This window comes from Streptomyces sp. ISL-1 (genome assembly GCF_018614585.1).
In the GTDB taxonomy this organism is placed as follows: Bacteria; Actinomycetota; Actinomycetes; order Streptomycetales; family Streptomycetaceae; genus Streptomyces; species Streptomyces maoxianensis.
Genome location: NZ_JAGGOI010000029.1, coordinates 294293 through 304814 on the forward strand (window position 1 = coordinate 294293; position 10522 = coordinate 304814).

14 protein-coding genes and 2 pseudogenes are annotated in these 10522 nt (G+C 68.8%); 11 read left to right on the forward strand and 5 right to left on the reverse strand.

Going from position 1 to position 10522, the window contains the following annotated elements:
- Nucleotides 1-116: 116 nt before the first annotated feature.
- Nucleotides 117-221 (reverse strand): annotated as a pseudogene (locus J7E87_RS35210) (AhpC/TSA family protein); the annotation flags it as partial.
- Between J7E87_RS35210 and J7E87_RS36530 the strand changes: the two are divergent.
- Nucleotides 216-734 (forward strand): TetR family transcriptional regulator C-terminal domain-containing protein, encoded by a 519-nt coding sequence (locus J7E87_RS36530; protein WP_374195201.1) that lies wholly within the window; start codon nucleotides 216-218, stop codon nucleotides 732-734. The pseudogene J7E87_RS35210 and the gene J7E87_RS36530 sit on opposite strands and share 6 nt — an antisense overlap.
- Nucleotides 735-751: 17 nt before the next feature.
- On the opposite strand, the gene J7E87_RS21135 is transcribed toward J7E87_RS36530, so the two are convergent.
- Both J7E87_RS21135 and J7E87_RS21140 read right to left on the reverse strand, forming a co-directional pair.
- The gene (locus J7E87_RS21135) at nucleotides 752-1327 is read right to left on the reverse strand and encodes an SRPBCC family protein (RefSeq protein WP_251017723.1); all 576 of its coding nucleotides are present in this window, start codon (nucleotides 1325-1327) and stop codon (nucleotides 752-754) included.
- Nucleotides 1324-1629: a DUF427 domain-containing protein gene (locus tag J7E87_RS21140; protein WP_251017724.1), complete on the reverse strand. Its 306-nt coding sequence runs from the start codon at nucleotides 1627-1629 to the stop codon at nucleotides 1324-1326. Before J7E87_RS21140 ends, J7E87_RS21135 begins: the two co-directional genes overlap by 4 nt.
- 1255 nt (nucleotides 1630-2884) lie before the next feature.
- Between J7E87_RS21140 and J7E87_RS35215 the strand changes: the two genes are divergently transcribed.
- Entirely contained in the window at nucleotides 2885-3289 is a 405-nt protein-coding gene (locus J7E87_RS35215; protein ID WP_251017725.1) for a transposase, read from the forward strand.
- Nucleotides 3277-3840 (forward strand): hypothetical protein, encoded by a 564-nt coding sequence (locus tag J7E87_RS21150; RefSeq protein ID WP_215096031.1) that lies wholly within the window; start codon nucleotides 3277-3279, stop codon nucleotides 3838-3840. The genes J7E87_RS35215 and J7E87_RS21150 overlap by 13 nt, the downstream gene beginning before the upstream one ends.
- Here J7E87_RS21150 and J7E87_RS21155 read toward each other — a convergent pair.
- On the reverse strand, nucleotides 3761-4489 hold the full coding sequence (locus J7E87_RS21155; protein ID WP_251017726.1) for an IS5 family transposase: 729 nt from the start codon (nucleotides 4487-4489) through the stop codon (nucleotides 3761-3763). The genes J7E87_RS21150 and J7E87_RS21155 overlap by 80 nt on opposite strands.
- A 112-nt stretch (nucleotides 4490-4601) precedes the next feature.
- Here J7E87_RS21155 and J7E87_RS21160 point away from each other — a divergent pair.
- The 6 genes and pseudogenes from J7E87_RS21160 to crcB (J7E87_RS21185) form a co-directional block, all read left to right on the forward strand.
- A pseudogene (locus J7E87_RS21160) lies at nucleotides 4602-4955 on the forward strand (transposase domain-containing protein); the annotation flags it as partial.
- Between the two features lie 170 nt (nucleotides 4956-5125).
- Nucleotides 5126-5482, forward strand: coding sequence for a DUF190 domain-containing protein (locus J7E87_RS21165; protein ID WP_215096032.1), 357 nt, complete (start codon nucleotides 5126-5128; stop codon nucleotides 5480-5482).
- A gap of 151 nt (nucleotides 5483-5633) precedes the next feature.
- Nucleotides 5634-5972, forward strand: a complete 339-nt coding sequence (locus J7E87_RS21170; protein WP_251017782.1) for a DUF190 domain-containing protein — start codon at nucleotides 5634-5636, stop codon at nucleotides 5970-5972.
- A 669-nt stretch (nucleotides 5973-6641) separates the two neighbouring features.
- On the forward strand, nucleotides 6642-7124 hold the full coding sequence (gene crcB / locus J7E87_RS35220) for a fluoride efflux transporter CrcB (protein WP_374195202.1): 483 nt from the start codon (nucleotides 6642-6644) through the stop codon (nucleotides 7122-7124).
- The gene (locus J7E87_RS21180) at nucleotides 7124-7471 is read left to right on the forward strand and encodes a DUF190 domain-containing protein (protein WP_121413739.1); all 348 of its coding nucleotides are present in this window, start codon (nucleotides 7124-7126) and stop codon (nucleotides 7469-7471) included. Before crcB (J7E87_RS35220) ends, J7E87_RS21180 begins: the two co-directional genes overlap by 1 nt.
- Nucleotides 7468-7842: a fluoride efflux transporter CrcB gene (gene crcB / locus J7E87_RS21185; protein WP_215096035.1), complete on the forward strand. Its 375-nt coding sequence runs from the start codon at nucleotides 7468-7470 to the stop codon at nucleotides 7840-7842. The genes J7E87_RS21180 and crcB (J7E87_RS21185) overlap by 4 nt, the downstream gene beginning before the upstream one ends.
- Nucleotides 7843-7904: 62 nt before the next feature.
- On the opposite strand, the gene J7E87_RS21190 is transcribed toward crcB (J7E87_RS21185), so the two are convergent.
- The gene (locus J7E87_RS21190) at nucleotides 7905-8255 is read right to left on the reverse strand and encodes a DUF190 domain-containing protein (RefSeq protein WP_374195205.1); all 351 of its coding nucleotides are present in this window, start codon (nucleotides 8253-8255) and stop codon (nucleotides 7905-7907) included.
- A 701-nt stretch (nucleotides 8256-8956) separates the two neighbouring features.
- On the opposite strand from J7E87_RS21190, the gene J7E87_RS35225 reads away from it, so the two are divergent.
- The gene (locus J7E87_RS35225; RefSeq protein WP_251017727.1) at nucleotides 8957-9199 is read left to right on the forward strand and encodes a transposase; all 243 of its coding nucleotides are present in this window, start codon (nucleotides 8957-8959) and stop codon (nucleotides 9197-9199) included.
- A gap of 26 nt (nucleotides 9200-9225) precedes the next feature.
- Entirely contained in the window at nucleotides 9226-10065 is an 840-nt protein-coding gene (locus tag J7E87_RS21195; protein ID WP_251017728.1) for a hypothetical protein, read from the forward strand.
- The last annotated feature ends 457 nt before the right edge of the window (nucleotides 10066-10522 follow it).

The window sequence follows — 10522 nt, forward strand, 5'->3', positions numbered from 1 at the left end:
CGGCCAAACCGCTGGGGTCCTTTGCGTGCACGGCCCGTGCCAGCCTCAAGCGGAGCGACGTCCGGGCTCCCTCCGAAGGAAGCCCATTCAGGACGTCGGTGACGCGATCGGGATACAGGTTCGGCGCGGGTGGTGTAGTCGGTGGCGACAAAGGCCCAGCGGATGGTGCTGTCGCGGTCGATGACGTAGGTGGCGGGCAGCGGCAGGGTGCGAGGGTGCCCGGGCGACGGGCTTCCCGCTCGCCGAGGGCAGGCTGCAGCCGGGGGCGGCCGCGCCCACGGCCAGCGCGCGGTCGGCCTGGCCGGAGTCGGCCAGCTCCCGTCGAGGACCGCTCCCGGCCCAGCCTCGGCCGCCTCGCCGACGACGCCCGGGGCCTTCCCGCCATCACCGAGTTCTTCAACGGGCTGATCGAGACCCGCTGTTCGGGACCCTACGCCCAATGGGGCTGCATGATCTCCAACGCGCACGCAGGCACCGAGAACGGCGACCCCGACGTACGCACCATCTTCGACCGGCAGCATCAGCGCCTGCGGGACGCCCTGCACGCGGCGCTCCTTGCAGCCCGTGCACAGGGGCAGTTGGGCCCGGGCGCCGATCCGGGTACGGCGGCCGACGTGCTGGCGCTCCTCGCGCACGGGGTCAATCTGCGCTCCCGCGCGGGCGCCGATGCACAGGAGCTCAGCAAGACGGTGAACGCTGCCCTCAACTCGATCGGCGGCCAAGGCATGACATGACACGTCATGCCATGCCGTCACCGACGGGCTCTGCGCTCCGCCTCCTCCTTGACCGATGCCAGCGAACCCGCGACCGTCTCCTCCCAGCGGCCGGCGACCAGTTGCCCCCAGCGTTGCCCCAGCCCCCACAGGTCGGTGCCCAGCACCCCTTCGTACACCAGCCGCGTGCCGGACTCGTGCTCGGTGAGGACGAACGCCTCGACGACATGCGGCACCGGCCCGCGCACCAGACGGAAGTCGACCCGCTCGGGCCGGGTGAACCGCACAGTCTCCACGGTGGTCGCGGTCAGCCGCCCGCCTGCCACGGGAGTGTGGTGCGCGGCGAGCACCATGTCGCTGCCCCGCTCCAGCACGTTCACCTTCTCCCGCATCGCCCGTGTGGCCCGCCCGAGATACGGCTGGGCGATCACATCGAAGACCACATCCCTGGGCGCGGTGATGTCGACGGTCTGCGGGCCCAGGGCGCGTGTGCGCCGCCCGACGCCCACATCGACGGGCAGAGCGCCGCTCACCAGCCCGAGATAGGCCGCGGCCACTGCACCCGAGGCACCGGCGGTCCACGCCGCGAGGCGCACAAGCCGCTGGGCGCTCACCGGCGGGTCTCCGGCGGCGCTTCGAACGTGACGCCGTTCCAGAACGCGACACGGTTCTTGATCTTCTTCGCCGGCGGGGTGGGGTGCGGGTAGTACCAGGCGGCATTCGCATTGACCTGCCCGTCGACCGTGACCGTGTAGTAGCGGGCCAGCCCCTTCCAGAAGCACAGCGACTTCGCCCGGCTCTCGGTGAAGTACTCACGGTGCAGCGACTCGGGCGGGAAGTAGTGATTGCCCTCGACCACCACGGTGCGCTCCGCCTCCGCCAGCACCGCACCGCGCCACACAGCACGCATCATCATCTTCCACCTCCGGACAGGTCACGGGAGTCCATGTTGCGACGTTAGATCGCCAGATCCGATCTCTACGGTGATCCCGCTTACAGCCCGGCACTTGTTTCGGCCCTGTCGGCGTTACCCCCGAAGGGGTTCTTCCTGCCAGGGCCGGACGGGCTCGTACGTTCCGGCATGCCTTGCTCTGGTGTGCCGATCCAGGCATTCGTTCCAAGACGGTTGCCCGGACGACCGGTTCGGGCACAGGCTGTCGCGACTCGCTTCCGGGCTGTGGGACGGAAGCCGCCCGTGGCCAAGGATTGTTCTGCCGAGTCTTCCCGGTGTGCGTCGTGCCTGTGCTGTGGGCGGCGGCCCTGCACCGTGTGGCAGGGGCCGTGCAGCGTTGTGCGGCCGGGCCGCACCGTGGTGACGTACCGCGGCTGTTTCCGCTGGTCTGGGCCGGGCTCACCCTGACGGTGATCAGGCTCGCGCCGTCCTGCGGTTCGCCCGGTTCAGGGGGTAATCTACGAGGAGGCGGCTGACCTGCGAAAACGGTCACTGGCTCAACCCCCGGGCGCAGGGGATATGAACCCGCGTTCATCTCGATGCGGGTGCGAAGCTCCCCGGTTCAGCTCCCTACTCCCAGCAGCGGCGCTGCCGTTCATCACGGTTCTGGGGCTGCCGCACGGGAACTGATGGGAACCTCGTGGGAACAGACGGATCAGGAACGATGCGGCAAGACCCAGCAGGAGCGAGTACCGGCACCCTGTCTGACCTGGCACTTTCCCCAGATCTGGGCAATGTTGATCAAGATCGGGATGATCATGTGCTGACTCGTAATGCGTAGGTCTCGGGTTCGAATCCCGAAGGCGGCTCAAGAAAGCCCAGGTCAGAGCCTTGAAAGCCCCCCACGAAGATCGTGGGGGGCTTTTTCTGCGCCCAGATGGGAACATCCTGGGAACGGCGATTCTCCGATAAGTCTTCTATGTCTGGATTTTTGCTAGTCGAAGACGGGCCGAGGGTAGCCTGATGCCGACTGGAGGCGCTGACCGCCGAGCACCTGATTCACCCGCGTCGCCGCGGCGAACTCGAGGCGCTGCGGGTCCTGCTGGCCACCCGTCAGGGCGCCGTCACCTCGTGCGCGGCGGCGATCAATCACCTCAAGGCGCCGATCGTGTCCGCGCCCGAGGACCTGCGGGCCGAGCTGCGCGGCAAGGGCCGCAAGGCGGTGATATAGCACTGCGCCAAGCTCCGGGAGCGGCCGATCCGGACCATCGAGCACCGGATGACCGCGCGTGCACTGCGGTCCACCGCCGTTCGGGTCCAGGCGTTGCGAGCGGAGGCGGAGAAGCTGGAGGCCGAGATCGTCGTGCTGGTCGAGGCGATGGCGCCCGAGCTGCTGCGGCTGCCCGGCGTGGGTCCGATCAGCGCGGGTCAGATCCTGGTGAGCTGGTCGCACCCGGGCCGCTTCCGGTCCGAGGCTGCGTTTGCGGCGTTCGCCGGCACGTCGGCGATCCCCGCGTCCTCCGGCCTGACCAACCGCCACCGGCTGAACCGGAGGGGCGACCGGCAACTGCCGGATGTGATCGTTGAATTCCTGCTGGTCAGGCGTAGTTCTGGTGTCGTCGCGGGAGGGTTCGGACGTTCTGTTCGGTCTCGACGATGCGGAGGCAGACGATGGCGTCGGTGATGGGTTTGCTGGAAGAGCGGGAGGCGGCGGCCCGGGTGCGGGTGGAGGAGCTTCAGGCGGAGGCGGACCGGGTTCTGGCTGAACTCGGCGTGGCCGAGGCGCTGTGGGAACGCCGGGTGATTGCTCGGGCGGAGCTGGCCGAGGCCCTGGCTGCTGGCGGCGCTGAGGCAGGCGGGCCTGTTCAGAAGGTGCAGGATCCGGCGCCGGCGGTCACAGTGGCGAGGGTCCCGGTTGCCGGGTCCATCGTGCCGCGGTGTGAGGAGGGAATGACCGTGGAGGCGCTCGCGCCGGACTACCGGCGGATCGTGTCGTTGCTGGAGTCCGGTCCGGGCGACGGTGAGGGGGTGCTGGCGAAGGAGCTGGCGGCCGGGCTGGGGCTGGAGTTGGTGCCGGCGAAGATCGAGGGAGTGCGATCCAAAGCGAAGCGTCTGGTCGAGCGGGGCTGGCTGGCTGTGTCGCCGTCGGGCCGGTTTATGCCACGGCGGCCCATCGGGGCTGTTCCTGCCCCGGCGCGGGCTGGTGGGCCGGGCGGGCGAGGCGGCGGCTCATGAGCATGGCCGCCGAGAAGTAGATGAAGGCTTCGCTGCTGGCGGGTAGTTTCTCGTAGTCCCGGGCCAGACGTCTCGAGCGCAACAGCCAACCCAGAGTGCGCTCCACCACCCACCGTCTCGGCAGCACCACGAAGCCGGTCATGTCGTCGCTCCGCTTGACGATCTGCAGGGTGAGCTGGAGTTTCTCCTTCGCCCAGTCGACAAGTAGGCCGGTGTAGCCGCCGTCGGCCCACACGAGCGAGATCTTGCGGAACTGCCCGTGCAGGTGGGGCAGCAGGGCCTGGGCGGCCCGGCGGTCGGTGACATCAGCGGCGGTCACCAGCACCATCAGCAGCAGGCCGAGACAGTCCGTGATCACGTGCCGCCGCCTTCCGTTGATCTTCTTGCCGCCGTCGTAGCCGCGTGAGACGGCCGGCACGGAGGCGGCGCCCTTGACCGACTGCGAGTCGATGATCTCCGCAGTTGGCTCCACTTGGCGGCCCTCGGCCTCGCGGACCTTCCCGCGCAGCCGGTCGTGGAGCTCCTTGACCAGGCCGTTCTTCCGCCACCTGCGGAAGAAGGCATACACGCGGTCCCAGGCGGGGAAGTCGACGGGCATCGAGCGCCACTTGATGCCGTTGTCGACGACGTAGCGGATAGCGTCGAGCATCCAATGCCACGAAGTTAAGGGCCCGTTGGCGATGTCAAGGGCGGGTGCGACGCGAAGGGGCCTCTGCTATCCAGGGGATCGACCAAGATCTTCCTGAGAAAGCAGAGGCCCAGTGCCCCAGTCTGTCACGGGCGGAACCGATGACGTGTTCGCGCCTGGTCACATTGGTGAGTTAACGCAGGTCATCCCGCCCGAGTTGGTAGATGCCGTACTGAACGAGACCGGGGCACGCGAGCGGCGACTGCGGAGCCTCCCCTCTCGCGTCGGGGTGTACTTCGTGCTCGCGCTCGGGCTGTACGAGCATCTGGGTGCCGGGCTGGTGTGGAGCAAACTCGTGGCGGGACTGGCAGCCAGAGTGCCGCAGCCGTCGGAGAAGGCACTTCGCGACCTGCGTCGGCGGGTCGGCGTGGCCCCGCTCAAGAGACTGTTCGACGTGCTGGCCGGCCCGCTGGCCCAGCCGTCCACCCGGTGCCGGGCTTGCGAGTCAGGTCCAGCCGAGCGGGGGCGGTGACGCAAGGAGGAACGTCTCCCCCGCCGCACTGGCACCCGGGGACGTACCCGGTGCACCCTGGGAGTGGGCATCTCCCGCGCCTGGAGCCACAGGCGTGTCCCGCTCTGCCGAAGGGAGGAGGCGTGATGTCCTCATCGGCCGGCTGGGGCCGGCTGACGATCTACCTCGATGAAGCGCGGCAGTGGCGGGGTCGGTCGCTGGTCGAGGAGGTCGTGCACCGTGCGTGGGAAGGCAAGCTGCGGGGGGCGAGCGTGCGCTGTGCTATTGCTGGGTTCGGCGATGCCGGCACCGTACGCAGGCAGAGTGTGCTCCCGCTTGTTCAACATCTACCGGCCGAGATCGTCCTCGTCGACGACATGGTCGTCCTGCAGGCCTTCTTGACCCGCCTGGACCGTATGCAGGCGGTTCTGCTGGCGACCCTCCAACCCGTCGAGGTCGTCGATATCTCCGCCGGGGCCAGCCGCGATGCGCACGAGTGGTGAACGCCCCCGCCTGCGGCCATCCGCCCCACCCCGGCGATCCTCCCCGGAAAGGAAGCTTGCGATGACCCCGCACCTTCCCCGGCACCACCACCGGGACGACGACCTCCCTCCGCGCGTGCCCCGTGCGCCCCTCAAAGGCCCGGTCCTGCGCATGACCGTCTACCTCGGCGAGTGGGACCAGTACCACCACAAGCCGGCCTACACCGAGATCTTCCACCGCGCGCACCGCGCCGGGCTCGCCGGCGCCAGCGTCTTCCGCGGCTTCGAGGGCTTCGGTGCCTCCTCGCTCGTGCACACCACCCGCCTGCTCGACCTCGCCGAAGACCTCCCCCTGACCGTCGTGGTTATCGACGAGGAGGACCGCGTGCGTGCCTTCCTCCCACAGGTCCGCGACGTCGCCCCCGAGGCGCTGGTCACCCTGGAGCCGCTGCAGGCGGTCTGCCATCTCACCGGCGTGCCTCGACCTGCCGGCGGAGAGGAGATGCGCTGATGCCCGTCCTCATGGTCTTTCTGGGCGGCATGATCGGCGCCCCGCTGCGGTATCTCACCGACAAGGTTTTGTGTGGCAGCCGGCCGGGCCGGATGGTCCAGCCGGCGACGAACGCGTAACCCCTCACATCGACGGGGTGCCGGTCATCGCCCATTCCGACAAGCAGGACGTCCCACCTGGAACAAGACCTACGGGCACGGGACTCCGGCCCGGCGTAGTCGGATCGAAGAGCTGGACGACCGAGTCGAGGACGTCGCATACGTCGGCTGGAGCGATCCGCGCTCGTCCCGTCCCGTTCGAATTTTCCTCCCGGGCGGCAGGGCGACCAGCAGATAGGTAATTCCCGGTGAGATCACCGGCCTGTCCTGGCCCAGGTCTTGTTGCCGCTGAGTGAGCTTTGGGGCGTGACCGCCCCCCTCTTCGTTGTTTGCGAGACGGGAGTGCGGGTCTGGCGGCCAGCACGGCGGTTGGTCAATGCATGGCGACAGGCATGATGCCGCGCATCCCCAGGGGCGAGGTTTAGGGTGGTCGTACGGCATCGGTGGGATCGCAGTAGATGGTGCCCGGAGGGCGGCAGTGACGCGACGACGGTCCTTGCTCACCTGGAGCAGGGGCGGGTGCACGGTGGTCGGTGTGCAGAGGCGCGCGGGGCGTAGCGGTCTGAGGAGTGTGGCCGGAGGGCCGAGGACGGTTGCCGGGCCGGCCGAGCGGGCTACGGCAGGCGAGGAGGCGCAGCTGCGGCGTGAAGCGCGCCGCCGGGAGTTCGCGGTGCTCTCTGTGATCGCCGTCGGTGGGGCGGTAGGGGCGGGCGCCCGCTACGAGGCCGGGCAGCTGTGGCCCACCGGCAGCAGCGCGTTTCCGTGGACGACGCTGGGGATCAATGTCGTTGGCTGCCTGATCATCGGCGTGTTTCTGGTGGCGGTCACCGAGGTGTGGTCGCCGCACCATCTGCTGCGGCCGTTCTTCGGCACCGGGGTGCTGGGCGGATTCACCACCTTCTCCACGTACTGCGCCGACATCGAGCGCCTGGTCGCCCAGGAGCGGGCCGGTATTGCGCTGGCCTACCTGGCGGTGACCGTCCTGGCCGCGATGGTCGCGGTGACGATCGGCGTGGCGGCCGCGCGCCGCGCCCTGACCGGAAGGATGCAGTAATGAAGCTCACTGGTCGCGCACTGCGCATGACGGTCTTCGTGGACGACACAGACACCTGGCACCACAAGCCGCTTTACACCGAGATCGTGCATCGTGCTCACGCGGCGGGACTGGCCGGGGCGTCGGTCTTCCGCGGGGTGGAGGGGTTCGGGGCGTCCTCGATCGTGCACACCACCCGGTTGCTGTCGATGGCGGACGACCTGCCGACCGCGGTCGTCATCGTGGACGAGGAAGACCGGATCCGTTCCTTCCTGCCACAGCTGGACGAACTGGCCATCGAAGGCCTGGTGACCCTGGAGGAGGTTCAGGTGGTGCACTACGTGGGACGGGAGGCCGTGAGCCGATGAGGCTCCTGCTGGTGCTGCTGGGCGGCGCCATCGGGGCCCCGCTGCGGTATCTGACCGACCGGGCGGTCCAGGCGCGCCACGACACGGTCTTCCCCTGGGGCACCTTCGCCGCCAACATCACCGGCTCGGTGATCCTCGGCGTGCTGACGGGGGCGGCGCTGTCCGGCACCGCGTCGAAGGACGTGCAGCTGCTCCTGGGGACGGGGCTATGCGGGGCGCTGACCACGTACTCGACGTTCTCCTACGAAACGCTGAGCCTGGCCGCGGCCGGCGCGAGGTTCCTGGCGTTCGCCAACGTGGCGGCTTCGGTCATCGCCGGGCTCGGAGCGGTGTTCATCGGCTTGGCCGTGGCCAAGGCGGTGTTCGGATAGGCCCCGCCCTCACCATCCGGACACCGCTAGGGCCACCGTTCGCTCCCGCAGCGCCGGCCGCGTCAGACGGCGTCGGCGTGCGTCTGGCCGATACGGACTACCTCGACCTCTTCGACGATCACCAGGCCCTCGGTGACCAGTTCCTTCAGCGTGGGCAGGAAGCGTTGGATGCGTTCCTCTTCGTCGACGATGACGATCGCGAGCGGCAGATCCTGCTTGACCGACAACAGCCGGTAGGCGTGGATGACCGTGGATGCCCCGTAGCCCTCCACTCCGCGGAAGACGGACGCGCCGGCCAGTCCGGCCTGGTGGGCCCGGTGCACGATCTCCGCAACCAGCGGCCTGTGCCTCCAGGTGTCGGATTCCTCGATGAACACCGTCAGCCGCAGGGCCCTGTCAATTAGCCTCATGATGTCCTCCTGTGCCGCCACGCGGCTGCATGCCGCGCCGCACCCCGCACCGCTCGCGGTGCCACCAGCCGTGAACGTCAGACCGCCCGGGGCCGGGTGCCCGACGTTGTCCATGAAGAGAGAGAACCTGCGCGCCGCATGTCCACGGCGCTGTGCATGCGTGAGCCGATCAGCCTGGAGATCGGTGTGCGCCGCGACCTGCGGCTTACTGCCTTTCAAGCCGTAACCCTCCTACTCGTGCGGGCCCACAAACGGGCAGACGAAGTTTCACGAGTAGGGACTGTTGGCGGCACCGAAGGTGCCGCGGTTCGGGTACGGCGAGCCCCACCGCCGCGTGACCGCCGCTGACAGGACAGCAGCGTCACTCATAGTTAAGGGTACTCCCGCACATGCCCGGCGGCCGATCACCACATCCCGTGCAGCCCCGGCCCGCAGCCGGGCCCCGCCGCCCAGCCGGTAGCCTCTCCGAGGCGGCTGGCTCACCGCCACCGGCGAGGTTGTCCCCTGCCTGCCGTGCGGGCTGTCATGACGGCCATCAGCACTAGCCAGGGCCTGGACCACCGCAACCACCGTCGCGCTACCGCTGCTGGCGCACGGTCGCCTTCGACGGATGCGGGAGCCTGTCCGTCCCCGACCACGAGCCCAACCGGTCCTGGCTCGGCCGCACCCAACGCCGCTACGGGCCGGGGGCTTATCCCCGGCTGATGCTCATGACCCTGTGCGAAACCGGCACCCGCGGCCTAATCGGAGCTGTCTTCGGTCCCGCTACCAAGGGCGAGACCGACTACGCCCACGACCTCGTCGGCCACCTGACCCCGGACATGCTCCTCCTGGCCGACCGCGCCTTCGACAGCAACGAACTGCTCGCAGACATCGCAGCTCAGGGCGCGCAGTTCCTGATACGCGCCACCAGCAGCTGGCACTGCTGCCCGACGGTTCTTACCTGACCCAGATCGGGGGCCTCCCGCTACGGGTGATCGAGGCCGACATCCGCTCACGCACCGCCGACGGCGACGTCTTCGGCGGCACCTACCGCCTGCTGACCACGCTCAGCGACCACCACACCGATCCCGCCGACCACCTGGTGCGTCTCTACCACGAGCGCTGGGAAATCGAGATCACCTACCTGGCCCTCCGCCACACCCTGCTCAAAGGACGGGTTCTACGCTCGAAGGACCCGGTGGGCCTCACCCAGGAGATGTGGGCACTGCTCACCCTCTACCAGGCCCTGCGCTCGGTCATGGTGACCGCGGTGGAGACAATGCCCGGCCACGATCCCGACCGGGCCGGTTTCACCGTCGCTCTGGAGGCCGCACGTGACACGGTCGTGAGCCTCATCGGCGCGAGCGCGGCCACGGGGCCGACCAGCTACGGCCTGATGGGACACATCGGCGCCCGCGTCCTGCACGCGCTGCTTCCCGGGCGCCGGATGCGACTGTCCACCCGCATCGTCAAGTGCGGAACCTCCCGCTACAACATCTGGAACCGCGACGGGCGTCCACGCGACAGCACACCGATCACCAGCATCAAGATCACCGTGCATCCCCCGGCCCTCCCCAGTGCGCACGATCCAGGCCGAGCCCCCTCGGGCCGCTGGGGCCTGGTCTGCCAGATCCTAGCTGCGAACTCCAACGAGGCCATGCACACCCGCGACATCGCACAGCACCTCGGCCTCGCCACCGCAGGGCGCCCCCTCAGCAGCCTCACCGCGCAACTCTGCTACTGGGCTCGCAACGGCCGGCTCATCCGCACGGCACCGAACACCTACAAGGTCACCCTCCCCGATGTCTTGACATCGCCAACGGGCCCTTAACTTCGTGGCATTGGTCGAGCATCTGCCGGTGGCAGTAGCCCTCTGGCTGCCCGCCCCGGCCCTCCAGCCAGGCTGGCACCGGCAGAGCGGCACGTACCACCGCCCACTCGGTATCTGTCATGTCCGAGGGATACCGTCGCGCTCTCTCCGGCCGGTCCGCCGCGTTCCCGAACCGGTGCGCGAGGCAATCGCACGCCGATGGCGCCGAGTTGAACCCCGAGGACGAAACCGCGTACAACTGCATCAACAGGGCCTCCAGGATCACGAGTTGGCTTCAGCAACCCTCGTGCTGTACCGGAGGCCCTGCCTTCATACATCCACCCAGCCAAGATCACCCGACCGGGCACCCTGTTCGATCACAACCGTCCTCCCCGTGCCCGACCGCGGCCGGGGTCGTGCCCGGGCACGCTGTGCTGTCAGCGGACGACGTCGAAGATGTTCTTCTGCAGACCGTTGG

Bases quoted from the DNA above. Each gene is read 5' to 3' on its own strand.
- J7E87_RS21140 (WP_251017724.1), bottom strand. From the start codon at position 1,629: ATGATGATGCGTGCTGTGTGGCGCGGTGCGGTGCTGGCGGAGGCGGAG.
- J7E87_RS35215 (WP_251017725.1), top strand. From the start codon at position 2,885: ATGACCGCGCGTGCACTGCGGTCCACCGCCGTTCGGGTCCAGGCGTTG.
- J7E87_RS21150 (WP_215096031.1), top strand. From the start codon at position 3,277: ATGGCGTCGGTGATGGGTTTGCTGGAAGAGCGGGAGGCGGCGGCCCGG.
- J7E87_RS21155 (WP_251017726.1), bottom strand. From the start codon at position 4,489: ATGCTCGACGCTATCCGCTACGTCGTCGACAACGGCATCAAGTGGCGC.
- J7E87_RS21165 (WP_215096032.1), top strand. From the start codon at position 5,126: ATGTCCTCATCGGCCGGCTGGGGCCGGCTGACGATCTACCTCGATGAA.
- J7E87_RS21170 (WP_251017782.1), top strand. From the start codon at position 5,634: ATGACCGTCTACCTCGGCGAGTGGGACCAGTACCACCACAAGCCGGCC.
- J7E87_RS21180 (WP_121413739.1), top strand. From the start codon at position 7,124: ATGAAGCTCACTGGTCGCGCACTGCGCATGACGGTCTTCGTGGACGAC.
- crcB (WP_215096035.1), top strand. From the start codon at position 7,468: ATGAGGCTCCTGCTGGTGCTGCTGGGCGGCGCCATCGGGGCCCCGCTG.
- J7E87_RS35225 (WP_251017727.1), top strand. From the start codon at position 8,957: ATGCTCATGACCCTGTGCGAAACCGGCACCCGCGGCCTAATCGGAGCT.